At 70.2% G+C, this 24638-nt stretch carries 27 protein-coding genes and 1 tRNA gene; 14 read left to right on the top strand and 14 right to left on the bottom strand.

The genetic code is table 11. The annotated features are described in order from the left end of the window. Positions 1–29: 29 nt before the first annotated feature. Entirely contained in the window at positions 30–674 is a 645-nt protein-coding gene (locus tag JYK18_RS13980) for a molybdopterin-dependent oxidoreductase (protein WP_206802485.1), read from the bottom strand. 144 nt (positions 675–818) lie between these two features. Between JYK18_RS13980 and JYK18_RS13975 the strand changes: the two genes are divergently transcribed. From JYK18_RS13975 to JYK18_RS13955, 5 genes are all read left to right on the top strand, one after another. Further along, positions 819–1139: a winged helix-turn-helix domain-containing protein gene (locus JYK18_RS13975; RefSeq protein ID WP_206802484.1), complete on the top strand. Its 321-nt coding sequence runs from the start codon at positions 819–821 to the stop codon at positions 1137–1139. After that, entirely contained in the window at positions 1136–1378 is a 243-nt protein-coding gene (locus JYK18_RS13970; protein WP_206802483.1) for a hypothetical protein, read from the top strand. Before JYK18_RS13975 ends, JYK18_RS13970 begins: the two co-directional genes overlap by 4 nt. 111 nt (positions 1379–1489) lie before the next feature. Beyond that, positions 1490–2215 carry a GNAT family N-acetyltransferase gene (locus JYK18_RS13965; RefSeq protein WP_374195015.1) on the top strand — a complete coding sequence of 242 codons (726 nt, stop codon included), beginning with the start codon at positions 1490–1492 and terminating at the stop codon, positions 2213–2215. Next, complete coding sequence (locus JYK18_RS13960; protein WP_206802482.1) at positions 2212–2928, top strand: lysophospholipid acyltransferase family protein; 717 nt, start codon at positions 2212–2214, stop codon at positions 2926–2928. Before JYK18_RS13965 ends, JYK18_RS13960 begins: the two co-directional genes overlap by 4 nt. Next, complete coding sequence (locus tag JYK18_RS13955; RefSeq protein ID WP_206802481.1) at positions 2913–3548, top strand: DedA family protein; 636 nt, start codon at positions 2913–2915, stop codon at positions 3546–3548. The genes JYK18_RS13960 and JYK18_RS13955 overlap by 16 nt, the downstream gene beginning before the upstream one ends. Here JYK18_RS13955 and JYK18_RS13950 read toward each other — a convergent pair. The 3 genes from JYK18_RS13950 to JYK18_RS13940 all read right to left on the bottom strand — a co-directional run bounded on the left by JYK18_RS13950 (position 3530) and on the right by JYK18_RS13940 (position 5649). Continuing rightward, positions 3530–4285 (bottom strand): hypothetical protein, encoded by a 756-nt coding sequence (locus JYK18_RS13950; RefSeq protein ID WP_206802480.1) that lies wholly within the window; start codon positions 4283–4285, stop codon positions 3530–3532. The two genes, JYK18_RS13955 and JYK18_RS13950, sit on opposite strands and share 19 nt — an antisense overlap. 121 nt (positions 4286–4406) lie before the next feature. Then, on the bottom strand, positions 4407–4988 hold the full coding sequence (locus JYK18_RS13945; RefSeq protein WP_206802479.1) for a TetR/AcrR family transcriptional regulator: 582 nt from the start codon (positions 4986–4988) through the stop codon (positions 4407–4409). A 43-nt stretch (positions 4989–5031) separates the two neighbouring features. Then, entirely contained in the window at positions 5032–5649 is a 618-nt protein-coding gene (locus JYK18_RS13940) for a hypothetical protein (RefSeq protein WP_206802478.1), read from the bottom strand. 90 nt (positions 5650–5739) lie between these two features. Here JYK18_RS13940 and JYK18_RS13935 point away from each other — a divergent pair, with 90 nt between their 5' ends. Beyond that, positions 5740–7374 carry an Hsp70 family protein gene (locus JYK18_RS13935; RefSeq protein ID WP_206802477.1) on the top strand — a complete coding sequence of 545 codons (1635 nt, stop codon included), beginning with the start codon at positions 5740–5742 and terminating at the stop codon, positions 7372–7374. Between the two features lie 35 nt (positions 7375–7409). Here the strand turns inward: JYK18_RS13935 and JYK18_RS13930 are convergent, their stop codons facing one another. The 4 genes from JYK18_RS13930 to JYK18_RS13915 form a co-directional block, all read right to left on the bottom strand. After that, positions 7410–9254: an OmpL47-type beta-barrel domain-containing protein gene (locus JYK18_RS13930; protein WP_206802476.1), complete on the bottom strand. Its 1845-nt coding sequence runs from the start codon at positions 9252–9254 to the stop codon at positions 7410–7412. A gap of 82 nt (positions 9255–9336) precedes the next feature. Beyond that, complete coding sequence (locus tag JYK18_RS13925) at positions 9337–13221, bottom strand: ThuA domain-containing protein (RefSeq protein WP_206802475.1); 3885 nt, start codon at positions 13219–13221, stop codon at positions 9337–9339. A gap of 78 nt (positions 13222–13299) precedes the next feature. Next, positions 13300–14322: a multicopper oxidase domain-containing protein gene (locus tag JYK18_RS13920; RefSeq protein WP_206802474.1), complete on the bottom strand. Its 1023-nt coding sequence runs from the start codon at positions 14320–14322 to the stop codon at positions 13300–13302. A 128-nt stretch (positions 14323–14450) separates the two neighbouring features. Next, positions 14451–14591, bottom strand: a complete 141-nt coding sequence (locus JYK18_RS13915; RefSeq protein WP_206802473.1) for a hypothetical protein — start codon at positions 14589–14591, stop codon at positions 14451–14453. A gap of 381 nt (positions 14592–14972) precedes the next feature. On the opposite strand from JYK18_RS13915, the gene JYK18_RS13910 reads away from it, so the two are divergent. Further along, positions 14973–15527 carry a dihydrofolate reductase family protein gene (locus JYK18_RS13910; protein WP_206802472.1) on the top strand — a complete coding sequence of 185 codons (555 nt, stop codon included), beginning with the start codon at positions 14973–14975 and terminating at the stop codon, positions 15525–15527. 146 nt (positions 15528–15673) lie between these two features. Further along, positions 15674–16009 (top strand): hypothetical protein, encoded by a 336-nt coding sequence (locus JYK18_RS13905; RefSeq protein ID WP_206802471.1) that lies wholly within the window; start codon positions 15674–15676, stop codon positions 16007–16009. On the opposite strand, the gene JYK18_RS13900 is transcribed toward JYK18_RS13905, so the two are convergent. After that, positions 15993–16619: a maleylpyruvate isomerase family mycothiol-dependent enzyme gene (locus JYK18_RS13900; RefSeq protein ID WP_206802470.1), complete on the bottom strand. Its 627-nt coding sequence runs from the start codon at positions 16617–16619 to the stop codon at positions 15993–15995. The two genes, JYK18_RS13905 and JYK18_RS13900, sit on opposite strands and share 17 nt — an antisense overlap. A gap of 128 nt (positions 16620–16747) precedes the next feature. On the opposite strand from JYK18_RS13900, the gene JYK18_RS13895 reads away from it, so the two are divergent. The 3 genes from JYK18_RS13895 to JYK18_RS13885 all read left to right on the top strand — a co-directional run bounded on the left by JYK18_RS13895 (position 16748) and on the right by JYK18_RS13885 (position 18512). Next, positions 16748–16820 (top strand) — tRNA-Lys (locus JYK18_RS13895). A 133-nt stretch (positions 16821–16953) separates the two neighbouring features. Next, positions 16954–17265, top strand: a complete 312-nt coding sequence (locus tag JYK18_RS13890; RefSeq protein WP_206802469.1) for a hypothetical protein — start codon at positions 16954–16956, stop codon at positions 17263–17265. 32 nt (positions 17266–17297) lie between these two features. After that, positions 17298–18512, top strand: coding sequence for a peptidoglycan-binding protein (locus tag JYK18_RS13885; protein ID WP_206802468.1), 1215 nt, complete (start codon positions 17298–17300; stop codon positions 18510–18512). 52 nt (positions 18513–18564) lie between these two features. Here the strand turns inward: JYK18_RS13885 and JYK18_RS13880 are convergent, their stop codons facing one another. Both JYK18_RS13880 and JYK18_RS13875 read right to left on the bottom strand, forming a co-directional pair. Next, positions 18565–18969, bottom strand: coding sequence for a hypothetical protein (locus JYK18_RS13880; RefSeq protein ID WP_206802467.1), 405 nt, complete (start codon positions 18967–18969; stop codon positions 18565–18567). Positions 18970–19056: 87 nt separating this feature from the next. Next, a complete protein-coding gene (locus tag JYK18_RS13875) occupies positions 19057–19644 on the bottom strand; it encodes a TetR family transcriptional regulator (protein WP_206802466.1) in 588 nt (195 codons plus the stop codon). Between the two features lie 86 nt (positions 19645–19730). Here JYK18_RS13875 and JYK18_RS13870 point away from each other — a divergent pair, with 86 nt between their 5' ends. Next, positions 19731–20771, top strand: coding sequence for an NAD(P)-dependent alcohol dehydrogenase (locus tag JYK18_RS13870; protein ID WP_206802465.1), 1041 nt, complete (start codon positions 19731–19733; stop codon positions 20769–20771). A 20-nt stretch (positions 20772–20791) separates the two neighbouring features. Continuing rightward, entirely contained in the window at positions 20792–21571 is a 780-nt protein-coding gene (locus JYK18_RS46665) for a hypothetical protein (RefSeq protein ID WP_242579101.1), read from the top strand. On the opposite strand, the gene JYK18_RS13860 is transcribed toward JYK18_RS46665, so the two are convergent. After that, positions 21561–22727: a lipase gene (locus JYK18_RS13860; protein ID WP_206802464.1), complete on the bottom strand. Its 1167-nt coding sequence runs from the start codon at positions 22725–22727 to the stop codon at positions 21561–21563. The genes JYK18_RS46665 and JYK18_RS13860 overlap by 11 nt on opposite strands. 129 nt (positions 22728–22856) lie before the next feature. Between JYK18_RS13860 and JYK18_RS13855 the strand changes: the two genes are divergently transcribed. Further along, the gene (locus JYK18_RS13855; protein ID WP_206802463.1) at positions 22857–23474 is read left to right on the top strand and encodes a TetR family transcriptional regulator; all 618 of its coding nucleotides are present in this window, start codon (positions 22857–22859) and stop codon (positions 23472–23474) included. 188 nt (positions 23475–23662) lie between these two features. Here JYK18_RS13855 and JYK18_RS13850 read toward each other — a convergent pair whose 3' ends face one another. Both JYK18_RS13850 and JYK18_RS13845 read right to left on the bottom strand, forming a co-directional pair. Then, the gene (locus JYK18_RS13850) at positions 23663–24280 is read right to left on the bottom strand and encodes an SRPBCC family protein (RefSeq protein WP_307795902.1); all 618 of its coding nucleotides are present in this window, start codon (positions 24278–24280) and stop codon (positions 23663–23665) included. Continuing rightward, positions 24273–24617, bottom strand: coding sequence for a helix-turn-helix transcriptional regulator (locus JYK18_RS13845; protein WP_206802462.1), 345 nt, complete (start codon positions 24615–24617; stop codon positions 24273–24275). The genes JYK18_RS13850 and JYK18_RS13845 overlap by 8 nt, the downstream gene beginning before the upstream one ends. Positions 24618–24638 lie beyond the last annotated feature (21 nt).

Genomic DNA, 24638 nt, shown 5'->3' with positions numbered 1-24638 from the left:
CTTGTATCGTACGATCGCCGTAGCGGAGGTCAATCCTTGGTGGCGGTAGAAGTACCCACAGGCGCGAAACGGCGCCACAGCGGGCGCCAGATCCGGCCCGGCAGCAGGGCGCTGCGCTCCTCCAGCTCCACCCGGCCGCGCCGGTGCGCCTTCCAGCGCGCGGAACCCTGGTCGTAGCGGGTCCGGTATTCGATGGCGCAGACGTGGCGGACGCCCTTGTACCCGTAGTGCGCCGGCGCGACCAGTCGCAGCGGCGCGCCCGCGTCGGCATCGAGCGGTTGCCCGGCAAGGGAGTCGGCGAGCAGCACGTCGTCGGCGAGCGCGTCCTCCAGCGCGAGGCAAGCGCGAAACCCATCCAGCCCGGCGAAAACCACCCAGCGGCACTTCGGGTGCGGTGCCACGCGCCGCGACAGGAACTCGTGCACCTGGCGGAACGGCACCCCGCCCCAGCGCAGGGAAAGAGCGCTCCAAGTGGTCACGCAGTGCAGGTCGGCGACCTGCTCCCGCCGGGGTTCCCCGAGCAGTTCGGCCAGGTCGAGCTGCACCGGGCGGCGGACCACACCGGTCACCGTGACCACCGGGCGCGCGGGCACCTCCGGCCGGACGCGGGCGAACTCGGGCAGGCCGAACCGCTGACGTGCGGCGGGCCGTTGTCCCGGGGGCAGCACGGACATCGTGGGCACCTCCTGTTTTAGAGAGTAGTCTCCATTATTACCACTCGGGGCTCAACCCTGAGTTCTCCCGGAGATCGCCCGCCGCCGATGGCCGCGGTGCCGCGCACCTGTCAGCCTTTCCTTACACGTGAGGGGATGAGTCCGATGCCCGAGACCGGCGACGCGCTCCTGCGCACGCTGACCGCGCTGGCGAACCCCCACCGGCTGCGCGTGATCGGCGCGCTGGCCGGTGGGCGCCAGTACGTCAGCAAGCTGGCCAGGGAACTCGGCATCAGCAGGCCGCTGCTGCACATGCACCTCCAGCGGCTGGAGGCGGCCGGACTCGTCGTCGGCACGCTGGAAACCGGTGAGGACGGAAAACTCATGAAGTACTTCGAGGCAACGGCGTTCGCGGTCCGGCTCAGCCCGGCGACGATCGCCGCCGCGGTGCCGACGCTGTCCGAGCGGCAGGGGGAGGATCGATGAGCTGGCAGGAAACCACCATCACGATGGTCTCCATCGTCTTCGGCATGGCGCTGGTCATCGTGGTGGTGCTGCAGCTGAGCAAGATCATCAGCACGGTGGCCTCGGCCCGGCGCGAGCGGGTGCTGCGCGACCTGGCCGTCGAACTGCGGGCCGGCCAGGAGCACCTCAGCGCCGAAGTCGCCGAGATCCGCCGCATCGTCGAGGAAACGGGACGGAGGGTGCGCGAAGTCGACTACTAGGAACCCACGGAGAAGGGGCCGCCGAGCGGGAACTCGGCGACCCCGGACGAAGACACCGCACGCGCGTCCGCTGACCACGATCCGCGCGTGTGTTACCCGAGAGAGGCACGCATGTCTTCCTTGTCGATGCTACCCGCGCGCGCTGGGGTCTACACCACCTCTATCGCGCACACCGCCGAGCAACTCCGCGCCGCCCAGCGGTTGCGCTACCGGGTTTTCGCCGGTGAGCTGGGCGCCCGGCTCGACGGCGAACTCGACGCCGACGAGTTCGACCGGTTCTGTGACCACCTGGTCGTCCGGCACGAACCCACCGGCGAGGTGGTCGGCACCTACCGCCTGCTCCCGCCGGGACGCAGCGATTTCCTGTACTCGCAGGGCGAATTCGAACTCGGCGCGCTGGACCCGTTGCGCTCGTCGCTGGTCGAACTGGGCCGCTCGTGCGTGCACCCGGACCACCGGGGTGGCGCGGTGATCGGTCTGATGTGGACGGCTGTGGCGAGGTACGCGCACCTGTCCGGCAACCGGTACCTGGCCGGGTGCGCCTCGGTCCCGCTCGGTGATGGTGGTTTCGCCGCGGCCTCGACGCTCGCCCTGTCCGCGAAGCACGCCGGGCCGTACGAGGTGACGCCGCACCTGCCGTGGATTCCTTCGGTGGAAGGACGTCCGAGTTATGCACAGGTGCCACCACTGCTGCGCGGTTACCTCCGGCTCGACGCGTGGATCTGCGGAAAACCCGCCCACGACCCGGATTTCGGCGTCGCCGACTTCTTCATCCTGTTGCCGCTGGACCGGATCAACGAGCGCTACCTCCGCTACTTCCTGGGGGCGGTGCGATGATCCACAGCCCGTGCACACCCCTGTGCATAACTGATCCACTGCCGCCGGTCGACACCGCCGTGTTCGCGCGCCGGGCTTCCGCGCTGCTTTCCGCTTGTGCGGGCGGGAGCCTGCAGGACCGGTCGTGGCGGGCGTTGCGAGCGCTGGACGTCGAAGTCGACCATTCCGCTTACACACCAAGCGAACCCGGCACCTTGGTGGTGGCGAACCACATCTCGTGGCTGGACATCCCGGTGTTGCTGGCCCTGGATTCCGCGGTGTTCCTGGCCAAGCGCGAAGTCGCGAGGTGGCCGTTCGTCGGCGGCCTGGCGAAGCGCTCGGGGGCGTTGTTCATCGACCGGCACAGCTATCGCGGGTTGCCGCGGACCGTGGCGGATCTGGCGCGCACCTTGCGTTCCGGGCGTTCCGTGGTGGTCTTCCCGGAAGCCACCACGTGCTGCGGGGTGCATTCGGTGCCGTTCCGCCGGGCGGCCTTCCAGGCCGCGCTGGACGCGGGCGCGCCGATCCAGCCGGTGCGGATTTCCTACTGGCAGGGCGAAGTGCCGAGCACGGTGCCCGCGTTCGTCGGCGACGACACGGTGTTGGCCTCGGTGCGCCGGGTGCTGCGCGCTCGCGAGCTGAGCGTGCGCGTCAGCTCCAGTCCGGTGCTCGAGCCCCTCGGTGACCGGCGCCGCCTCGCCGCTCTGGCCCAGCGCCCATGCTTGATCTCCTGAACTCGTTCGCCGAGCTGGTGTCCGGCGCGCTGGGTTCGCCGTGGCTGTGGGTGCTGGTGTTCTTCGTGTCCGCTTTGGACGCTCTGCTGCCGTTCATGCCCAGTGAGACCACGGTGCTCACCGTCGCGGTGCTGCTGGGGCAGGCGACCGGCAGCCTGGTGGCGCTGGCCGTGCTGGCGGCGGCCGGGGCGCTGGCCGGGGACTGCCTGAGCCACGCCATCGGCCGCCGGGCGGGCCCGCGGGCGCTGGCGCGCCTGCAACGCGGCGACCGCGGGCGGCGGCGGTACGAGTGGGTGCGGGACAAGCTGGTCAGGCACGGCACCACGCTGATCATCGCCGGGCGGTACCTGCCGGGTGGCCGGGTCGCGGTCGGCCTGGCCACCGGCAGCCTGCGCTACCCGCTGCGGCGGTTCGTCGCGCTGGACGCGCTCGGCGCGTCGATCTGGGCGGTGTACAGCGTGCTGGTCGGGTACCTGGGCGGGGCGGCCTTCGCCGGCAACCCGGCGATGGGCCTGCTGGTCGCCTTCGGCATCGGGCTGGCCACGGTGGGCGTGGTCGAACTGGCCCGCCGCCGTTACGCACGGCGACGGGCCTCGCTCGATCAGGCCTCGCCGACGTAGATGGCTTTGTCGGCACCGAAGGCGGGCTGGAAGCTGATTTGCATTTCACCGGGTTGCGGGCCGACGGCGTAGGCGACCGAATAGGTGAAGGTTTTCCCGGGCAGCACGGTCGCCGATTCCAGCCCGCCCGCGCATTCACCGCCGAAATCGTAGACCTGGTCGGCCCTGGCGCCGTTGAATTGGGCGTCACCACCGAGGGAGAGGAGGGTGGCGTCGAAGGGTTCGCTGGTGCCGTTGGTCACCGTGACGGTGATCTTGACCGCGCGCTCGATGTTCGGCGGCGCGGCGGAGTCGCTCGGCTTGCACGCGGCCGGAGCGGTGACGTCCACGGCGAGGCCGCTCTCCCAGGTGTACCGCTTTCCCCAGGTCGGACTGTCCGCGGGCACCCCGCCCTCGCCCCGGCCGGCGTTGCCGACCTGGCCCTGGTTGGTGGTGCCGTTGAGGATCTCGTCCAGTTTCTCCACCGCCGCCTGCTGCGCGATCACGGTGAACACGATCGCCGCCACGCACAGCGCGACGCCGATCCCGGCGAGGATCTTCTTGCTGCCGAAAAGCGCGATCGCGCCGAGGATGAACCCCACTCCGGCGATCACCGCGGTGAGGTTGTTCAGGAAGATGATCGGCGAACCGACCACGCCGATGATTCCGAGAATGAGCGCGGCCCAGGCGAGCGCGGCGAATTTCGCCGGTTTGACGGGAGGCATCGCCGGCGGGGGCGCGTAGGGCTGAGCGGTCATGGCGGCGACTCCGAAAGTTCTGCGGGCAATTGCCCAACAATTCGCGCCCCGACTGCGCTCCGTTACGGCCACCCCACCCGCGTGACCGGAACGTCATCCACTTGCCCTCGAACGGGTGACGTCACTCGCCGAGGAGCCAGGTGAGGAAGGTGCGGTACTCCGCCAGGTGCTCGGCCGGGTCGAAGCCCGCTTCGTCGGCGGCCAGGAAGGCGGCGTCCGAGACGCGCTGGATCCACACCGCCGCCCGCGCCGGTGGGAAGGCCAGGCGCGCCGGGTCCAGCCGCCCGAGCAGTTCGGTGAGGGTGGCCCGGATCCGCAGCTCGTCCGCCGCGATCATCTCGGCGAACTCCTGGTCCTGGTTGATCTGCAGCAACGCCGCCGCCATCAGGCCGGGCACCAGCGGGTCCGCCAGATCCGCCATCAGGTGCTCGGCCACCTGCCGCACGCCGTCGGCGGGGTCGGCGGCGGCGAGCGCCTGCGCGCACACCTCGCCGTTGCGCGACAGGTCGTCGCTGAACAATGCGTGGAACACGTCCCGCTTGGTCGGGAAGTAATGGAACAGCGTGCCCGAGCCGATGCCGGCCCGGCGGCAGATGTCCGCGGTGGAGGTGCCGTCGACCCCGGCCGCGGCGAACTCCTGCGCGGCGGCCTCCAGGATCTGGGCGCGCTTGCGGGCGTGCTGCTCGGGGTTGACGGTGCGCATCGAGGTCCAGGATAACCCATTACCAGAGCGGACACTCTGTTAATCACGCCGATCCGGTACCCGGCCAGTAACGGAGATCGCCGTGGGCCGGGACGAGGTAACCGATGCCGCGTGGCTCGGGCGGCCCCTCGGCGAGATCGGCGGCGTAGACCCGGCCGGACACCTCATCGCCGATCAGTCCGAGCGAGAAGCCGGCACGGGCATAGATCCGCCTGCCGATTTCGGCCAGCCAGTCGTCGATCGGCCGCCGCCAGGCGAGGTGCGCCAGCGCGGCCTCGCCTTCGAACGGGTGCGGGTAGGCACCAACCCGGGGATCAGCGTTTTCCAACGCACCCAACGGCAGGTAGAAGTCCAGCCAGTCGCTCCCGTCGTCCTCGCGGATGGCAACCACCCCGCACACGATCGGTGTCCCGTCCGGCAGCGCGACGACCCCACGCAGGTGCTGGTACCGCTGCAAGGACTCGAAGGTGCAGCCAACGGCCGCCTGGTCCTGCGGCTCGCGGTCGACGCTCCCGTACCAACCCGGAACAGCGACGGCCTCATCCAGCGCGGTCAGCGCCCGCGCCAACCGCGCGTCACTGGTCGGCCCGAGCTCCAGCGCGAGCTCGTAGAAGCCGCCGTACCAGTTGTCAGCCAGGGTGAACGCCGCGGAGTCAGCCACCACACGATCATGCCCGAGCGCGGAAAAGCGGCACATCGCTTTTCGGCTACAACGGCCGTCTGGACACGATCACCTCAGTACCGTCTGGCCGTGCGTGAACTCGCTGTCGACTTCGGGACCTCCAACACCGTCGCCGCGGTCCGGGCCGACGGTGGGCCGCCGCGCCTGCTGCTGTTCGACGGCTGGCCGGTGCTGCCGTCCGCGGTGCTGCGCGGGCGCGACGGCGGTCTGGTCGTCGGCCGGGAGGCGCTGCGTGGCGCGCGGCTGGACCCAGCCCGCTTCGAACCGCACCCCAAGGAACGCATCGACGAGGGCGAGGTCCTGCTCGGCGACGCCGCGGTGCCGGTGGTCTCGCTGATCGCGGCGGTGCTGCACCGGGTCGCCGCCGAGGTACCCGCGCCCGATCGGGTGGTGCTCACCCACCCCGCCGACTGGTACAGCTCGCGCCGCGCGGTGTTGCTGGCGGCAGCCAGGGAAGCCGGCTGGCACGGCGACGTCCAGCTCGTCGCCGAACCGGTCGCCGCCGCCTCGCAGGCCACGGACGTGCCGCCGGGCCAGGCGGTCGCGGTGTTCGACATGGGCGGCGGCACCACCGACGTCGCCGTCCTGCGGCGGACGCACACCGGCTGGGACGTGCTGGCCGAGGCGGGCCTGCCGGACTTCGGCGGCCGCGACCTCGACCAGTTGCTGCTGGACCACCTCGGCGTCCAGCCGAACCAGACGACCGACGCGGCGGGCCGGCGCGCGGCCCGCGTGCTCGCCGAGGACGTCCGGGCGGGCAAGGAAGCGCTGTCGCAGTACGCGCAGACCGACATCCCGCTCCCCGCGCCCCAGCCCGACGCGCACCTGACCCGGCAGGAACTGGAAACCCTGGTCGAACCGGCCCTGCAACGGGCCGTCGAACTGCTCGCGGAGACCGTCGGCACGACCTCGCTCACCGCCGTCCACCTGGTCGGCGGGGCCACCCGCATGCCGCTGGTGGCCCGGCTGATCAACGAGCGCCTCGGCCTGTTGCCGACGATCGTCGAGTCGCCGGAGACCAGCGTCGCGCTGGGTGCGCTCGGCCCGGTGAGGAGTCCACAGTGGACGCCGCCGCCGCCACCACTGCCCCGGTCCACCCCGGTGCCCCCGCCACCGCCGCCCGAAAGCAGGAAACCGCCGGTCGCCGCCATCACCACGGCGATCGTGGTGGTCCTGCTGGCCGCCGCGGGGGTGACCGCGGCCGCGCTGCTGCGCCCGGACACCATCGGCACCGCGGTGGCGGGCCCGACGCCGTCAGCACCCCCGGACAACCCGGCTTTCCGCGGCGACCAGCAGCTGATCGCGTTCGCCGGATCCGCCGCGGGGAAGGCCGACGAGTGCGTCAACGTCATGGGCACCGCCAGCCAGGGCGACCTGTACTCGGCGCGCAACCACGTGCGCTGCCGCTTCGACGTCGACGGCATCGCCTACTTCGCGAACTACCTGTCCTCGGACAGCCCGCAAACCTGCGGCAGGCTCAACGAGGAGTTCACCGAACTGCCCGGCGCCCAGTGGCTCTCCGAAGAGGACTGGACCGGCGGCGACCTGCGGGGCAAGTCGCACGACATCGCCGCGACCAGCGGGAACAACGTGCTCTGGTACACCGACACGCAGTCGCTGTGCGCCTTCTTCGGCGCGAGCACCGAGCAGAACCCGCCGATGCCGGAAGTCCGGCAGGCCTGGGAAATGGTCGTGGGTGCGTAGGAAAGCCCTACGCACCCACGAAACCGCCCGGAGGATCAGACCGCGTTGCTGGTCTGCATCCCGATGTCGGAGTTGATCGCGGCGGTGATGATCCGGTCCCGGTTGGCACTGGTCAGCACGCCGTACCCGACGAGTTCCTTCGTCACCGCCTTGACGTGGCGCACGAACTTCGTGTGCGTCGCGTACTCGGCGTTCTCGGCGATGACGTCGTTGATCGTGCAGCCGTTGCCGATGTCGACGTTGCGCACCTGGCTGTCGATGCCACCGATGATCACCGTCGAGCGCAGGTCCGAATCCGGGCAGACGTCCTGCCCCGGCCCGGAACCGCCCTTGACCACGGTGAACGTGCCGGTGCGCTCGTCGGCCACGTTGCCTTCCTTGTCCGACGCCCGGTACTTGACCGTGTGCGTGCCGACCGCGGTCACCTCGACCGGGGCCGCGTAGGCCGCCCAGGCGGCCCCGTCCAGCTGGTACTCGATCTTGTCCACGCCGGAACCGGTGTCGGTGGCGGTCAGCGTCACCGTCGCCTTGTCCACGTAGGCCCAGTTCGAGTTCTGCGTCCCGGTCACCGCCATCGAGGTCTTGGGCGGCTCGACGTCACCGCTGCCCTCGACGATGGTGAACGCGGACGAACCCTCCGCGGAGGCGTTGCCCGCCTTGTCCGTGGCCCGGAACTTGACCGTGTGCGCGCCGAGCGCGGTCACCGGGACCGGTGCGGTGTAAGCGGTCCACGCACCGCCGTCGAGCTGGTACTCGACCTTGTCCACACCCGAACCCTCGTCGGTCGCGTTCAGCTTGATCGAAGCCGAACCGACGTAGGCGCCGTCCGAGTTCTGCGTGCCTTCGATCACCGCGGCGACCACCGGCGGGGTGGTGTCCTCACCACCGCCTTCTTCGACCACGGTGAAGTGCGCCATGCCCTCCGCGGAGGTGTTGCCCGCCTTGTCGGTCGCGCGGTGGTGCAGCATGTGCGCGCCCGGCGTCGAGACCACGACCGGTGCGGTGTAAGCGGTCCAGGCGCCCCCGTCGAGCTGGTACTCGACCTTGTCCACCCCCGAACCCTCGTCGGTGGCGGTCAGCTCGACCGAGGCCGAGCCGACGTAGTTGCCGTCGGGGTCCTGGTTGCCGGTCACCTTCGCGGCGACCACCGGCGGGGTGGTGTCCTCGCCGCCACCGCCTTCGACGATGGTGAACGACGACATGCCCTCCTGGGAGGCGTTGCCCGCCTTGTCCGTGGCGCGGTAGTGGACCATGTGCGCGCCGACCGCGGTCACCTGGACCGGGGCGGTGTAAGCGGTCCACGCACCGCCGTCGAGCTGGTACTCGACCTTGTCCACGCCCGAGTTGTCGTCGGTGGCGGACAGTTCGACCGCGGCGGAACCGACATAGTCGCCGTCCGCGTTCTGCTCCCCGGTCACCTTCGCGGTGACCACCGGCGGCGTGGTGTCCTCCCCGCCACCGCCTTCGGTGACCACGAACTCGCCCTGCATCGAGCTGTGCCCCGGCAGCGCGCAGAAGTAGCGGTACTTGCCCGGCGTCAGGGTGACCGTCAGCTCGTGGCGGCCCTGGTTCGCGTCCGACGGGCTGGCCGTGATGTTCACCTGCGCGTCGTGGTTGTAGCCCGGCGTGGAGGTGTCGAAGGTCAGCGTGTGGAGCATGCCGGTGTCGTTCCCGGTCGCCACGCTGTTCTCGAAGACGATGGTGGTCTCGCCGGCCACCGCGGTGGTGGGCGCGGAGGTGTACTTGGTGACGTTCTCGTCCGAAGTCCAGGTCAGCGTCTGGGCCGCGGCAGCCACTGGTGACGACGCCGACGCCGGCATCACCACCAGCCCCAGCATGGTCAGCGCCGCGGCCAGCGCGGCGAGCATTCGTCGGGACATAGCGGGAAAACCTTCCTAGGTGGTTGTGACCGCTGAGGGCTGGACGGTGGCGCACCGCGCCACCGCCCAGCTGGTCAACCGGTTACAGCGGCCGCACCCTGATGTCGCGGAACTCCATCAGGTCGTTGTCACCGTGGTTCTGCAGGCCGATGAACCCCTCGGCGAACTGCCGCAGGTCCGTGGGCGGGTCGCCCGCCCGCGACGACTGCAGTCCCGGCTTGTTGTCGAACTCGTTGATCACCTTGCCGTTGCGGATGATCGTGTAGTGCTGGCCGACAACCTTGATCTCGTACTCGTTCCACTGGCCCTTGGGCGTGACGCCGGCGGCGTCCAGCGGGTTCGGGTCGAAGTTGTAGACCGAACCCGTCTTCTGCGGTTCGCCGGTGGTCCCGTCGTAGAGCTGGATCTCGTGACCGCAGTAGATGGCCACCCACGCCTGCGACGTGGCCGCGGAACCGGTGGTGCCGCAGCTGCCCGGCGGCCGCTGGTCCAGCGGGATCCGGGGGTCGGGGAACCGCACGAAGACACCGCTGTTGGCGCTGCCCTGCGGGGCGATGTCCTTGAACTTCAGCTTCACCGAGTAGTTGGCGAACGACTGCCCGGCGTACCAGAGCATGCCCAGCCCGCCGCTGGGCCGCAGCGAACCGTCCGGCTGGATCTTGAACTCGCCCGACGGCGCCATCTCCCAGCCCTTGAGCGAGGTCCCGTCGTAGATCGAGGTGTACCCGACGTGGCCGGGCGTCCCGATCGGCGAGTCCTGCGCGATCTGGTTGATCTTGTCGCGCTGCTTGTCGTTGATGATCCCGAGCTGCTTCAGGTTCCGCGTCGCGTTCTTGACGTGGTCCATGAAGCCGGCCTTGGTCGGCCAGGTGCTCTCGTCGTCGATCATGTCGTCGACCTTGCAGCCACCACCGGCGTTCTGGTTGGGCACCGCGGTGTCGGTGTCCCCGATGGTGACCGTGGCCCCGGGATCGGCGACCAGGCAGCCGACGTTCGCCGTGGTCCGCGAGACCACCTTCTCGCCGTCGGCGTAGGTGGTGGTCAGCTTCGCGGTGAACGGGCCGGTGCGGGTGTAGGTGTGGCGGGGGTTGGCCTCGGTCGACATGGTGCCGTCGCCGAAGTCCCACTCCCAGGCCACGCCGCCGGACTTGAGCCCGTTGAACGCCACCGTCAGCGGCTTGCTCTGCACGTTGGTGTTCGTCGCCGCCGGCGTCGGGGTGGCCGCGCCGCCGGTGTAGGTGATCCGGATCAGCTTCTGGTTGGCGTCGAGGCTGAAGAACCCGTTGCCGTAGTCCAGCAGGTAGAGCGCGCCGTCCGGGCCGAACTTGGCGTCCATCCAGCTGAGCAGCTTCGAGTCGCCGCTGCCGCCGGGGATGATCTGGCGGAGCGTCTCGGCGAAGGCGGGCGGCTGCTGCGTGGGCACCCCGTTGGGGTCCACCGTCACCGCGACGCGGTTCTGCGAGTTGGACTGGTCACCGATGAACCACTTGTTGTCCCAGTACTCCGGCCAGGCCACGCCGCTGTTGGCGTTCACCAGTTCGTGGTGGTAGGTCGGGCCGGACATGACCGCCTGACCGCCACCGCGCAGGTACGGCTGGGTGTAGGTGGCGTCCGCGGCGTTGTAGGTCGGCACGGAGCTGTTCGGGCGGTTCGGGAAGATCGGGCCACCGCCGTCGGGCGAGTACCAGATCATGTTGTCCTTGATCGGCGGCAGGTTCACCAGGCCGGTGTTGCGCGGCGAGGTGTTCACCGGGTTGTTGCAGTCGTACCAGCCGGTCAGCACCGCGGCGTCGGAGCTGCTGCGGTCGCGGTACGGCTGCCGGTTGCCCATGCAGTACGGCCAGCCGTGGTTGCCCGCTTCGGTGATCACGGTCGCCGTCTCGTACTTCGCCGGGCCCAGCTCCGGGCTCGGCGAGCCCGCGTCGGGACCGACCCAGCCGGCGGTGACCCAGTTGGTCACCGGGTCGACCTGCAGGCGCGAGATGTTCCGCACGCCCATCACGTAGATCTCCGAGCGCGCCTTGTCGGTGCCCGGCTTGAACAGGTTGCCCGCCGGCACGGTGTAGGTGCCGTCGGCCTCCGGGTGGATCCGGATGATCTTGCCGTTCAGGTCGTTCGTGTTGCCCGAGGTGCGGCGCGCGTCCTGGAACGAGACGCCCTTGTAGTCGGCGGTCCAGTTGTTGCCGGAGTAGCCGTTCGAGCCCTGCGACGAGTTGCTGTCACCGGAACCGATGTAGAGGTTGCCGTCCTTGTCGAAGGCCATGCCGCCACCGGCGTGGCAGCAGCTGTGGATCTGCGTGTCCCAGGACAGCAGGTCCTTGCGGGTGGCCTGGTCGATGGTGGCCTTCGCGGCGTCGTAGGTGAACCGCGAGACCGTGCGCTTGCCGATCCGCTTGTCCTTGTCGATGGACTCGTACGGCATCCAGTAGACGTAGAACCAGCCGTTCTCGGCGAACTTCGGGTCCAGCGTCATGCCGACCAGACCCTCTTCGTTCTTCACCAGCTCGTCCCCGGAACCCCGGTTGCCCATCACCTTGAGCGTGGTGAGCAGCTTGACCTGCTTGGTGGCCGGGTCCCACTGGTGGATCGTGCCGCAGCCGAGGCCCACGTTCGGGTTGTCCCAGCTGGGCACCGGGCCGGTGGCGCAGGCGGCCTTGCCGATGTAGAACACGCGGCCGTTCGGCGCGATGGTCAGCCCGTGGGGCTCACCGATCTGGTCCATCTGCCCGGCGGCGTTCTGCCCGGACAGCTTCTCGATCTTGTAGTTCGAGGCGATGGTGGCCTTGCAGTCGCCGCGCACCATGCCGGTGGACCACTTCAGCGCGCCGAGCAGGTGGCCGCGGAACTGGTCCTCGCCGTAGCTGCCCTCGGTGCGCCCCATCCCGGTGTAGAAGGAGCGGCCGCCGTCGTAGTCGCGGCACCAGGAGATCGGGTGGAACGGGCCGTTGGCGGTCGGGCCGGGGTTGTACCCCTTCTCCTCGACCTGGGCGATGGTGTGCACCTGGCCGACCGGGTTCGCTTCCCAGTTCAGCCAGCGGTCGGTCCGCTTCCAGTTCAGCGGCAGGCCCTCGTTCGCCGGGTGCTGGCGGTCGAGCACGTTGACCGTGGCCTCGGCCGGCGCGGGCTCCGGCGGCGGCGGGTTCTGCGAGTTGTCGTAGTGCACGTCGAACTCGGCCAGCTGGGTGGCCGTGTCACCGGAGTTCGCGGTGATGTTCAGCCGGTAGTGCGCGTAGCTGGTGGTGTTGGCGTACTCGAAGGTCTTGGTCTGGAAGCGCTCGGGGAAGTCCTCGTTGGTGCGCTTGTCCAGGTCGGTCCAGGCCTGGCCGTCGTTCGACCCCTGCAGGGTCCAGTCCTTGGGGTCCCGGCCGGCGAAGTCGTTGGCCGAGGTCATCGAGTACTTGGTGAGCGTGGCGGGGGCGGGCAGCTGGTAGCTGACCCAGCCGGACTTGGCGAACGCGAGCCACTTGGTGTTCTGGTCGCGGTCGTTCAGCTTTTCCTTGGTCTCGTTCGGCGGGTTCTCGCCGCTGGCGGTGATCGCCGTGCGCGCGCCTGCCGGGCGAGCCCCGATCAGGCCGGTGAACCAGTCCGAGTTGGGCTGGGCCTTGGCCGCGTCGGACAGGCCGACGAAGCCGCCGCCCGCCTTCATGTAGTTCTTCAGCGCGGTTTCCTGCTCGGTGGACAGGGTCACGCCCTGCGCGGAGAGGAACACCACGGCCCGGTGGTTGGCCAGGTTCGCCGCGGTGAACACGCCCGGGTCCGAGCTGGACACCACGGTGATCCCGTTGTCCTGCCCGAGCCGCGCGATCGCGTCACTGGCCCGCTGCACCGGGTCCTTCTGGTCCGCCACCGGACCGTGGAACACCAGCACGGAGACCGGTGCCGCCGCGGTCGCGGCAGGCTGCGCCTGCGCCACGACCGAGGTGGCCAGTGGCGCCGCGAGCGAAACCACCGCCCCGACGGCCAGCATCGCCGCCGATCGTCGCCGTTTCGACCAGCCTGTCGAAACTCTTCGCCCCATCCCTGACTCCTTCATTGTGGTTGGGAACTAGTGGTTGCTGTGCGCGGTCGCACTGGACTCGGCCGTGTGGCCCGAGTGGTCGTGGTTCTTGAACCGGTCGATCGCCTCCTGCGCACCGGCGGGCATGCTGCCGTCGGGGTTGCGGACCAGGAAGATGCCCGCCATGCCCATGTCCGAGTGGTTCTGGACGTGGCAGTGGTACATCCAGGCGCCCGGGCCGACGCCCTCGCCGGCGATCACCTGGAAGCCGAAGGAGGCGCCGGGGTCGAGGTTCTTGTTGTCGATCACGTTGGCGTGGTCGTTCTCGCCGTTGAGCATCCCGGTGCGGGTGTCCGCCCAGCGGTGCGCGTGCAGGTGGAAGGTGTGCGGGAAGATGCCGTGGCCGATGCAGATCCACTCGACGCGCTCGCCCTGGTTGGCCTCGAACATCGGGGTGTCCGGGGCGACCTTGTTGTTGATCAGCATGTCGTTGAAGACCACGGTGTACTGCCTGCTCGGGAGCAGGTCGCCCCGCTTGCGCACGATCAGCCCGCCGTAGAGGCCCTTCTGCAGGCCGACGGTGCCGTGGTCGGTGCCCATGGCGTGGTCGTGGTACTGCCAGTAGCCCGCGCTGCCCGGCATCCAGAAGCCGTTGGCCGCCTTGTACTGCGTGCGCGTGCGCCAGATGTAGGTGCGGGTCTCGCCCGGCTTGTTGAACGAGTTGTTCAGCGGGGCGCCGTCGGAGTTGGTGTCGTAGTTGACCCCGTGCGGGTGGATGGACAGCCGCTGGTCGGTGTTGTTGACCAGCTCGATCTCCAGCGTGTCGCCCTCGTAGATCTCCAGCAGCGGGCCGGGGATGGTGGCCTTGCCCGGTTCGAGGCCGTAGCCGAACTGGCCGCCGGGCAGCGGCTCGGCGTAGACGGTGACCCGGCGGGTCACCCCGGCCGCCGCCGCGGCGTGCGGGGCGGCGGCGCCGGCCACCATGCCCGGGATCAGCACCCCGGCCGCGGCGGTGGCCAGCATCGAGCGTCGCGACAGCCCGGAACGAGCGGACTGGGCGGCTTTGTCCATGGCGGATCTCCGTTTCGGGGACTTCGGGGAGGGAGGCTCGGGGTAGCGGGCTTCGTCAGGTCCGGCACCGGCTCGCGGGCTGGTCAGCTCGTCGGCCTCGTCGGCCGGGTGCCGGTCCGGGTGGCTGGTCAGGTCGGGTGTTCGTCCGAGGACTGGTCGGGGCGGGCGGTGGCCTGGCGGCCCGTCGCGTCGGTGGTGGCCAGGTGGCCGGCCAGGCCGGGTGGTGGCCCGGCGGCTCGTCGGCCCGGGCGGTTCCGGGGGTTCCTCACGGCTGCCACCAGCCCGGGGCTGGCCCGGCGGCGGTCAGTGGAAATGCCGGAGCCCGGGGCGCCCCGCGGCCGTATCGACCCGGTGGCGACATCGTTGACATCGTTGACACCATTGCCACGTGCCTCGCCTTTCGACCCGGGCGTCCCTCTAGCGGCGCACGGACATCGTTCTTCCGACGAAATGAGAACAACTTATGTTGACTCGTGGCAAAAGTTAAGGGCCAAATGGCCTAACGGCAAGCACACGTACGTTCTGCTAGCAGCCGTAGCTCACGGTGACCGGAAAGTCGCGGAAAAAAGTTCGTCGAGGCTGTCGATGTCGCCCGGACCCGCTCGACGCATCACCGAACGCACCGAGACACCGAGCCACGGGAGCATCCGATGAGCAAGATCGTCAGCGCCACCTACATGACCCTCGACGGCGACATCAGCAACATGATGGACTGGCACTTCGACTACTTCGGCGAGGAGGCCCAGAAGGCCGCCACCGTGCAGCTCGCCGAGGCCGACGCGTTGATCATGGGCCGCGAGACCTACGAAGGGTTCGCCGCGGCGTGGTCCTCGCGGGCCGGCGCCGACGAGTTCGCCGACCGGATGAACAGCATCAAGAAGTACGTCGTCTCCACCACGCTGACCGAGCCCGAGTGGGCGAACACCGAGGTGATCAGCGAGAACGTGGTCGAGCGGGTCCGCGAGATCAAGGAATCCGGCACGAGCCTGCTGCAGTACGGCTTCGGCGACGTCACCAGGCTGCTGCTGGAGAACGGCCTGTTCGACGAGCTGCGGCTGTGGCTGCACCCGGTGCTCTCGGGCAAGGCGCAGCCCTCGGAGCTGCTCTACCGCGACACGCCGCAGGCAAAGTTCACCTACAACGGCGTCGAGGTGCACGACACCGGGCTGATCATCCTGAGCTACCTCGCGAAGAACGCGGCCTGACCGGCGGCAGCCCGCCGGAACGGCGTTATTTTTCCCGGCGGGCTCGGAAGATTCCGATGTAGACACGCGGTATACGTCCATTGTGGACTTTCGTAGGGCCGCCCGTGTGGCACGATGACGGGCGAGCACCCTGGGGAAGTGGAACCATGACGCGAACCCGCACGCGAGCGGAAGACTGGCCGCACGTCGAAACCTCGACCGGGTCGGCCGCGTGGAACCTGACCGTCGTCGTCGGCACCCTGGACCGGCCGATCGACGCCGAGACCGCCCGCGCCGTGGCCGAGCGCGTGCACGGCGAGCACCTGGTCGACCTGCTCGTCGACGGCGCGCGGTTCGGCGTGGCGGGCCGGAGCCTGCTTTCGGTCTACCCGGCGCTCGAACAGGCGGGCGAGGTCTTCGTCGACGCACTGGCCGAGTCCGGTTACACCCTCCGGCACTGGGACCGCGTCGAATGGCTCGCCGGGGTCAGACCCGGGCGGTGAGCACGGGCAGCCCGGGCCCGCCCAGTTCGGGCAGGGCGTGCCCGCGCCCGGCCATCGCCATCAGCAACGCCTCGCCGGGGCCGTGGACCTCGGGGCCGCGGCCGTGCCGCCAGTCGACGTCGGTGGCGACCAGGGTGAGGCCGCGCGCCCGGGCGAAGGCGCCGACGGGCGGGGCCCTGAGCGTGAGCCGCAGGGCGGCGCGGAGCCGCTCGGCCGGGATCTCGCGCGGCAGCCCGAGCGGGCGGCGGATGTCCTGGTGGTGGATGGTGGTGTCGACCAGCGCGATCATGCCGCCGAAGCCGGCCGCGAGCCCGCGCGGCCGGGGGTGCGCGCGGAGCAGGGCGATCAGCTCGTCCGGCTCACGCAGGTACTCCGCGACGCCGAGGTCGTTGACCCGGCCGGGCCGGAAGCGGCCCCTGGCGAACCGGCGGAGGGTGTCCGGCCAACTCAGCTCGTCGTAGCTGGTGGTGTGCGCGACCAGCTCACGCACGGTCCACTGTGCACACAGGCTGGGCGCGGCCCACTGCGCCGGGGTGAGGGTGGCGAGGAAGTCGGCGAAGTCGGCGCGCTCGCGCACGGCCAGGCCCATGGTGTCCCCCGAGGCGCTCATGGCCCCACCCTGACCCCGCCGCCCGGCCGCGTCAACCCGGCCCTCTGGTCCTTTGTGGACACCGCATGGGCACCGGCCGGACCCACCCTGCTCGGCACCGGCCCCCGGCCCGCTAGACTCACGAGTACGGGCCGTTAGCTCAATTGGTAGAGCTGCGGACTTTTAATCCGTAGGTTCTGGGTTCGAGCCCCAGGCGGCCCACTCGATCGGCGTCTTGGCGCAGCGTTCTGACCTGCGCGGATACCTCGGGCACCAGCGCGTTTCCGGAAACCCGCGCGCGGGGTGGGGCGAGTTCCTAGACTGAGTGGCAAAGCAGCCTCTGGAGGGAACACTCATGACCCGCCGTTTCGACCCGGATCAGATCGCCGAGCTGGCCAAGAAGGTCGGCGCGCTGCAGGACCGCTTCACCACGGCGGGCACCGACCTCGGCGACGGCGACCCCGGCGGCGCCTACGGCTCGCTGAAGAACGCGGCCAACGCCGGTCAGGCGACGAAGGGGTTCTACAGCGGCGTGAACAGCGAGTTCACCGCCGCCGCCGGGTTGGTCGAGGCGGCGTCGCAGGCCCTGTCCATCGCCGCCGAGCGCATGCGCAACGACGAGGACGCGGTCATCCACACCCTCGGCAGCGGCCGCGAGCAGGCTTGATCGGATCAGGACGGGAAACCAGGGGATAACCGATGACCACCGCAGGACAGCAGTTGAGCCCGCTCGACGACCCGGCGCAGGACCGTCCGAAATCCATGGACGCCATCGACCAGCACGCCCAGCAGGCCGAAAAGCTCAATTCGAGAGCCGTCAACGACCAGGCCGAGAAGGTCGGCGGGGCCGCCACCAGCGCCAGTGACCTCGGCGACGACCTCAAGATCTTCCGCGACGACGTGCTGCGCAACTGGGAGGGCAAGGACGCCGACGCCGTCGCCGACCACCTCGAGCAGCTCGGCAAGGCCAGCTACAAGGTCAGCGACAAGGCCGAGGCGGCCAAGAACATCCTCCAGCGCGTCTCCGAGATCCTGGAGAACGTCAAGCAGAAGGTCGCCCAGCTCGCCCAGGAAGCGAACGACAAGGACGCGGACAACCGCAACCTGATCGACGCCGCCCGCAAGCGGAAGAACAGCGCGACCGAGGACAGCGAGATCGAGGCGGCCGCGGCCGACATCGAGCGGCTGCGCCAGCTGAACGAAAAAGACTCCAACGGCAAGAAGGACGAGATCGAGCAGGCGCTGGACGCCGCCGAGAAGGAGATCGACGACCTTCTCAAGCCGCTCGGCCTGCAGATCGACGACGGCTTCGTCTCGCTCGTGCCCGCCGACACCGGCAGCACCACCACCGCCTCCAGCGCGGGCTCCACGCCCGTCGGCAACGGCGGCAACGCGCCGTCCTACAGCGGTGGCGGGAGCAGCAGCGGTGGCGGGGACTACGGCGGCGGCGGTGGATCGCCGGCCGGGGTGCCCGGCGACGGGCGGCCGGCCAAGCCGATCGACGCGCGCGGGGACAACCCGGCCAAGATCGCCGAGCAGTTCCTCGGCCGCAACGCGGGCGACCTCAAGGGCAGCGGTGAACTCCCGGCGATGCAGTCGTGGGTGCCCAACAACGTCAACTGCGCGAACTTCGTCTCCGGCTGCCTGGAGGCGGCGGGCCTGATCGACAAGGGCCAGGCGAGCGCGTCGGTGGCGGGCCTGACCGCCAACCTCGAGGCGGACGGCTGGAAGTCGGTGCCGCTGTCCGAGGCGAAGCCGGGCGACGTGGTCATCTCGAACGGCGGCGGGCACGTGGTGCTCTACGCCGGCGACGGCCAGTTCATCGGCTCGAACAACATCAACCCGGACGGCTCGCAGCAGATCAGCATGGGTGGCGGCGGCGGCCTGGTGAAGGTCCTCACCCCGCCGGGCTGAGCGGCCTGACGCACCGTCCGGCGAGGCTGCCTCGCCGGACGGTGCGGGGAACTCAGAAGCCGAAGACCGCGCGCGGGGCCTCGTACTCGTCCGGCCAGGTCAGCCAGGCCACGTCGGTCGGGCCGATGGCGTGCGCGACCAGCCTCCACGACCGCGCGTCGGCGACCGCGTTCGCTTCCTTGTGGAGCAGCGCGACGTAGACGTCGGACATCGCGCCGTCGGCCTGGCGCGCCCCGTACGAGGTACCGGCGAAGTTCGGCCTGCCCCCGTCCGGGCCGTGCATGTTGCCCTGCAGGAACACCCACGGTCCGACGCGGGTGAGGCTGTTCACCACCACCTGGGCGAGATCGCCGAACACCTCGCCGAGCGGCGCGGTGGCGGCGCGGAGCACCGCTTCCCGGACCGGGTCACCGGGCTCCAGCGACTGCGGAGCGGACTGTGCGGACGGGGTGTGCATTCGAGCTACCTCCCAATAGCAGGACAGCGACGGCGACCGCGCTGGCCCCGCTGATGCTACAGCTTCGCGTGGTCCCGGTACTGGCATTCAGCGTGGTTGCACCGCCAGCCGGACGCTTTCCCGGAGCAGCGCGCGGCGGCGTTCGTGCACCTCCTCCGGTTCGTCCGCGGTGGCCGCGTAGACGTTGCTCACCGGCGACCACGCCATCGACATCGCGATGACCATCGCCATCAGGTCGAACGGGTCGCCGTCGCGGACCAGGCCTGCCGCCTGCGCGTCGGCGATGGCACCGAGCTTGACCCCGTCGAGCCGGTCCGCGTCCGCCACCAGGTGACCGGCCGGGCGCCGCTCCAGCCGGGCCCAGGTGGCCAACCGGATCAGGTCGGGGCGCCGCAGGTACTCGTCGTAGAGCCGGACCGCCCAGTCCGCCAGATCGGTGGCGTCGATCCGGACCACGTTCGTGATCCGCTCCAGCGAGCCGAAGAAGATCGCGTCGAACAAGCCGTCCTTGCTGCCGAAGTAGCCGTAGAGCTGCGCCTTGTTGGTCCGCGCCGCGGCCACGATGCGCTCGACGCGGGCACCGGCGATGCCGTGCTCGGCGAACTCCCGGGTGGCCGCGTCGAGGATGCGCTGCCGGGTGGCTGCCCCGCGCGCCGTCAGGGAAGGCTCATCCATGCTGGTCAGGCTATCAAACAGAACAGTCGGTCTGGATAGCTGCTACGGTGAAATAGACCGAACAGTCTGTTTGATTTGGAGTCCCCATGCGCCCCACCCTCGGCTGGCTGGCCGACGGCCAGCTCCTGCGCCAGGTCCGCCTCGACCGACGCGACCTGCGTGCCGACGACATCGCGGTCCGCGTGGACTACTGCGGTGTCTGCCACACCGATCTGCACAGCCTCCGCGCGCACAGCGGAACCGCGCCCCTCGTGCCCGGGCACGAGTTCACCGGCGTGGTGACCGCCGCCGGTCCCGAGGTGACCCGCTTTGCCGCCGGTGATCCGGTCGCGGTCGGCAACATCGTCGACTCGTGCGGCGAATGCGCGATGTGCCGTGCGGGACAGGAGAACTTCTGCCACGAGTTCCCCACGCTGACCTACGGCGGTACCGATCGCCACGACGGTTCGACCACCTTGGGCGGCTTCTCGCGTGAGTACGTCGTCCGCGAGCGATTCGCCCACCGGTTGCCCGACGGCCTCGATCCCGCGGCGACCGCACCGCTGCTCTGCGCCGGGATCACCGTGTGGGAACCGTTGCACCACCTCGGAGTCGGGCCGGGCACCCGGGTCGCGGTGGCCGGACTGGGCGGTCTCGGGCACCTCGCGGTCAAGTTCGCCGTGGCGCTCGGCGCCGAAACCACGGTCATCAGCCGCTCGGCGGACAAGGCCGGGGACGCCGCCGCGCTCGGGGCCCGCGATCTCCTGCTCACCACGGAAATGGGTGGGGTGCGCGACCGGTTCGACGTGGTGATCGACACGATCTCGGCACCGCACGACCTCGCGCCCTACCTGAAGGCCGTCGCCATGGACGGCACGCTCAGCCAGGTCGGTTATCTCGGGCAGGTCACCGTGGAGGTGATGGATCTGCTCGTGGGCCGCAAGAAGCTCAGCTCCGCGGGCAGCGGCGGCCTGCCCGCGACGGCCGCCATGCTGGCCTTCTGCGCCGAGCACGGCATCACCGCCGACATCGAACTGCTGCCGTCGGCGCAGGTGAACGAGGCACTCGACCGCCTGGCGCGCAACGACGTCCGGTATCGGTTCGTGCTCGATCTGGCCGACCTCCCCGAGCAGGCAACCGGGCGGTGACCCGCTACCGTCCTGGTGGCATGAAAACTGCTCGGGTGGTGCTGGTCCTGCTCCTCCTCGCGGGGTGTGGAGCGGATGGCGGCGACGCGCTGCCCGCCGACGTCGCGGTGGTGCCCGGGGTGCCCGAGTCCGGTGGCGCGTTGAGCGACCGGCCGATCGACACCGGGGTGTTCCAGGGCTGGTACGGCCGGGGCTCGACGCTCGGGCACCAGGTGACCGCCCGGCCCGGCAGCCACTACGTGGTGGTCTCCGGCAGCGGCTGCACGCTGCCGGAGCAGTCCGAACTGGTCCGGACCGGCGACGACCTGCACGCCCGCTTCATCGAGGAGGACGAGGTCGACTGCGCCCAGGCGGACGGCTGGATCGCGCAGTTCACCGTCAACGCCGACGCCGTGCGCGGCGTCCGGACCATCGGCGGCAAGCCACCGCTGGCCCCGGACGGGCCCGGCACGCTGGAGGAGTTCATCGCGCTCGGCAGCCGTCCGGTCGACCTCCGGCACGCGGAACTCGGCACCGACCACGCGCAGGACCTGTACCAGGCGCTGGAGCGCGCGGGCAGCGCGAACCTCGTCCGCGCGGGCGCCACGCTGGAGAGCAGGCCACCGCAGCGCCGCCGGGGGTTCGCCTTCGTGCTGTCCGGTTGCGCCGAACTGGCCGCGGTGCTGGTCGTCGACCACCGGACGCTGACCGCGAAGGCGACCGGTGGCGAGGGCACGACCTGCGTCACCGCGAACTACTTCCTCGCCACCTTCACCATCGACCGGGACCGGATCCCGCCGGACCCCGTGCTCAGCCCCTGAACTCGAAGTCGGGGTGCCGCGGCGACGGCCCGTCGAACAGCGGTTGCGGGCGGTGCTTCAGGTGCTCGTCGAAGAAAGCCGTCAGGTAGGCGCGTTGCGAGGCCATGCTGCGAGCCGGGTCCACCGTGCCCAGGAACGGCGTGGTGTCCACGCCCAGCCGCGGCGCCAGCACCTGCTGGTCGGTGTAGCCGAAGTGCTCACCGGCCGGCAGGTGCAGCTGCCGCACCCAGGCGCGGTGGTGGCGCAGGAACTCCTGCCACGACAGGTCCGACGCCGCGCTGTGGTCGCCCGCGCTCATGAGCAGGAACGGGCGGTCCAGACCTTCGTCGGCCACGCGACCGAAATCGCGGTTCTCCTGGTGGTAGGCCATGCTGCCGTCGAGATTGGCACCCGCGTCGACGCGGCGATCGGTCACCATGGTCTCCCCGGCGGTGAACCCGCCCCCCGAATGGCCGAACATGCCCACCCGGTCGAGATCCAGCGCCCGGCCGAGCCCCGGCGGCAACCGCCGGTGGGCGGCGTCGGGATTTCCGCCGCGTGCCAGCACTTCCAGCTGGTCCAGCACGAAGCTGGTGTCCTGCACCCTGGTCGCCATCATCTGCTTCGCCACCTCGATGGTGCGTGGTGGCATGGCGTGCCCGGCCACCCGGCCACCGGGGAACTCGACCGCCACCGCCTCGTGCGTGTGGTCGATCGCCACCACCACGTATCCCTTGCTCGCCAGGTGTTCCGCCTGCGCGGTGCCGAGTGCGCGGGACTGCTTGGCCCCGGGCGAGTGGAGCAGCACGGGCTGGTGCCCGAAGGCCGGGGCGCCGGTGCGGGAGTGCGTGGCGAACCCGTAGTCGAACTCGGCCGGGTCGACGCCGATCAGGCGACCGTCCTCTTCAGCCGCGGCCGCGGCGACACCGGGCGGCAGGTACGGCGCGCGCGGCTTTCCACTGGGCAGCGCGGGATAGCGGACGGTGACCATCAGCTCCCGCACCGCACCCGGCACCCACGGGTCCTGGCGCGCGTGGTCGACCAAGTGCAGTTCGGTGACGCCGACCGCGTACCGCCCGCCCGGTTCCGGCAACACGGACCCGGGTTCGGCGGTGGCGGCCGGTGCGGCGAGTGCGGTGAGGGCGAGCGCGCCCGCCACGATTGCTCGTTTTCTCATGGCCACGAAGTTAGGAACCGCCGGGCGGCGGCACATCCGGATGATCACCGAGCCCGGCCCGGAGATCCGAAGTCACACCGGAATCACGGTCGGTACGATTAATCGCGATCGCCCACTAGGCTCCCCCGGGTGGAGAACGAGCTGGAACTGGGCATGCGCGAGCGCAAGAAGCTGCGCACCAGGAAGGCGCTCATCGGGGGCGCCCTCCGGCTCTTCCACGACAAGGGGTTCGACGAGACCACCGTCGCGGAGATCGCCGCGACGGCCGATATCTCCACGCGCACCTTCTTCAGCTACTTCGAGAGCAAGGACGACATCGTCTTCTATGACTACCGCGCGCGGCTCGCGCGGTCGCTGGAGCTGCTGAACCAGCGTCGCCCCGGCGAGGGTGCCGGGCAGTTGCTGAGGCGGGTGCTGGAGCAGAGCGTGTTCCAGCTGGCCGACGAAACCGACTTCGACCGGGCGCGGCTGATCGATTCGGTCCCCGCGTTGCGGGCGCGGGAACTGCACCTGCTGTTCGACACGCAGCGACGGCTCGCCCACGCGCTGCACCGCGCGTGCCCGGCCGAACTGGACCTGGTCGAGGCGGCCGCCATGGTCGGGGCGCTGGTGGGCGCGATCAAGATGGCCATCGCCGCCTCGCGTGGCCGCGGCGACGACCCCCAGGCCACCCAGGAAGCCATGCGGCGGGCAGGCGATCTCGCCCTCGCCGGGCTCGACTCGCGCAACCGGTCCACAGTGGATTGAAACACTGAGCACCTGCCGTCCTGCGTGGTGGAAGCGCGAGCCTGGTCACCGGGCGGCTACTGGCGGAGAACTGGGACAGCCGCCTCGCCCGGCTGAAGCACCTCGCGGAAGCCGGAGACGACAAGCCGTAAAGCCCCAACCTCGCGGAAGCCGGACGACAGACCGTAACGCCCCAACGTCGCGGAGGCTCAGGACGAAGGGTTGTAGTGCTCCATGGCCTCGGCCGCGGCGGTCTTGAGTTCGTCCGCGCCGACGCGGCCTTCGGCGTCCAGGACGGCGGCCCAGGCGTCCACCGCAGCGCCCGCGTAGGCACGCGACTCCGGCGTGTCGTGCTCGGCGGCGGGGTCATCGAACGATTCGCCGCCGAGGTGGCGGGCGAGGCCGAGCACGGCCTGGTCCCAGCCGGGCCCCACCGAAAGCGTGCCCGAATCGGGGAAGATCCCGGCCGGCACGGTGTGCTCCAGCACGAGCACCGTGGTCGCGCCCTCGCCGGCGGACAGCTCCACCTTCACGAGGCTGTTCTCGTCCCCGAAGGTCACCTCGAACAACGTCGGCGGCTCGCAGCGCCGGATCTCCCCGCCCGCGTTGCCCTCCAGTTGGAACGTGCCGCCCACCTTCAGCTCACCGGTGATCGGCAGGAACCACCGCGCGATCCGTTCCGCGCTGGTCAGCGCGTCCCAGACGTCCTCGACCTCGGCGTCGTAGGTGCGGGTCAGGCTCAGCGCCCGCACCTCACCCCCGTCGGCACCCGGCCGGTTGGCGACTTCGCGGCGCACCGCGTTGATCTCGTGGACGATGTCAATCACCGGACTTGCCCTTTCGCCGTTCTCGCTTGCCCCTGGCCAGTTCGGTACCCAGCGCGTCGAGGCGCTGGTTCCAGAACTGGCGGAAGTGCGCCAGCCACTCGTCGACCTCGCGCATCGGTGTCGCGTCGACGGCGTAGAGGCGGCGCGTACCCTCGGCACGGACGGTCGCGAACCCGTTCTCCCGCAACACCTTCAGGTGCTGCGAGACCGCCGGCTGGGAGATCCCGAACTCCGCGCTGATGACCGCGGTCACCGCACCCGAGGTCTGCTCACCGGTGGCGAGCAGCTCCAGGATGCGGCGCCGCACCGGGTCACCGAGAACGTCGAACGCGTGCACCCGCCGACTATCTCAGCAACG

This window comes from Amycolatopsis sp. 195334CR, from assembly GCF_017309385.1.
Taxonomy (GTDB): domain Bacteria; phylum Actinomycetota; class Actinomycetes; order Mycobacteriales; family Pseudonocardiaceae; genus Amycolatopsis.
This window is presented reverse-complemented; position numbering and strand designations above follow the sequence as displayed.

Excerpts from the sequence above, each read along its gene's own strand:
- JYK18_RS13910 (WP_206802472.1), top strand. The coding sequence starts at position 14,973 with ATGAGCAAGATCGTCAGCGCCACCTACATGACCCTCGACGGCGACATC.
- JYK18_RS13965 (WP_374195015.1), top strand. The coding sequence starts at position 1,490 with ATGTCTTCCTTGTCGATGCTACCCGCGCGCGCTGGGGTCTACACCACC.
- JYK18_RS13870 (WP_206802465.1), top strand. The coding sequence starts at position 19,731 with ATGCGCCCCACCCTCGGCTGGCTGGCCGACGGCCAGCTCCTGCGCCAG.
- JYK18_RS13890 (WP_206802469.1), top strand. The coding sequence starts at position 16,954 with ATGACCCGCCGTTTCGACCCGGATCAGATCGCCGAGCTGGCCAAGAAG.
- JYK18_RS13920 (WP_206802474.1), bottom strand. The coding sequence starts at position 14,322 with ATGGACAAAGCCGCCCAGTCCGCTCGTTCCGGGCTGTCGCGACGCTCG.
- JYK18_RS13930 (WP_206802476.1), bottom strand. The coding sequence starts at position 9,254 with ATGTCCCGACGAATGCTCGCCGCGCTGGCCGCGGCGCTGACCATGCTG.
- JYK18_RS13945 (WP_206802479.1), bottom strand. The coding sequence starts at position 4,988 with ATGCGCACCGTCAACCCCGAGCAGCACGCCCGCAAGCGCGCCCAGATC.
- JYK18_RS13970 (WP_206802483.1), top strand. The coding sequence starts at position 1,136 with ATGAGCTGGCAGGAAACCACCATCACGATGGTCTCCATCGTCTTCGGC.
- JYK18_RS46665 (WP_242579101.1), top strand. The coding sequence starts at position 20,792 with ATGAAAACTGCTCGGGTGGTGCTGGTCCTGCTCCTCCTCGCGGGGTGT.
- JYK18_RS13950 (WP_206802480.1), bottom strand. The coding sequence starts at position 4,285 with ATGACCGCTCAGCCCTACGCGCCCCCGCCGGCGATGCCTCCCGTCAAA.
- JYK18_RS13975 (WP_206802484.1), top strand. The coding sequence starts at position 819 with ATGCCCGAGACCGGCGACGCGCTCCTGCGCACGCTGACCGCGCTGGCG.
- JYK18_RS13875 (WP_206802466.1), bottom strand. The coding sequence starts at position 19,644 with ATGGATGAGCCTTCCCTGACGGCGCGCGGGGCAGCCACCCGGCAGCGC.
- JYK18_RS13860 (WP_206802464.1), bottom strand. The coding sequence starts at position 22,727 with ATGAGAAAACGAGCAATCGTGGCGGGCGCGCTCGCCCTCACCGCACTC.
- JYK18_RS13900 (WP_206802470.1), bottom strand. The coding sequence starts at position 16,619 with ATGAGCGCCTCGGGGGACACCATGGGCCTGGCCGTGCGCGAGCGCGCC.
- JYK18_RS13980 (WP_206802485.1), bottom strand. The coding sequence starts at position 674 with ATGTCCGTGCTGCCCCCGGGACAACGGCCCGCCGCACGTCAGCGGTTC.
- JYK18_RS13880 (WP_206802467.1), bottom strand. The coding sequence starts at position 18,969 with ATGCACACCCCGTCCGCACAGTCCGCTCCGCAGTCGCTGGAGCCCGGT.
- JYK18_RS13885 (WP_206802468.1), top strand. The coding sequence starts at position 17,298 with ATGACCACCGCAGGACAGCAGTTGAGCCCGCTCGACGACCCGGCGCAG.
- JYK18_RS13925 (WP_206802475.1), bottom strand. The coding sequence starts at position 13,221 with ATGCTGGCCGTCGGGGCGGTGGTTTCGCTCGCGGCGCCACTGGCCACC.
- JYK18_RS13955 (WP_206802481.1), top strand. The coding sequence starts at position 2,913 with ATGCTTGATCTCCTGAACTCGTTCGCCGAGCTGGTGTCCGGCGCGCTG.
- JYK18_RS13905 (WP_206802471.1), top strand. The coding sequence starts at position 15,674 with ATGACGCGAACCCGCACGCGAGCGGAAGACTGGCCGCACGTCGAAACC.
- JYK18_RS13960 (WP_206802482.1), top strand. The coding sequence starts at position 2,212 with ATGATCCACAGCCCGTGCACACCCCTGTGCATAACTGATCCACTGCCG.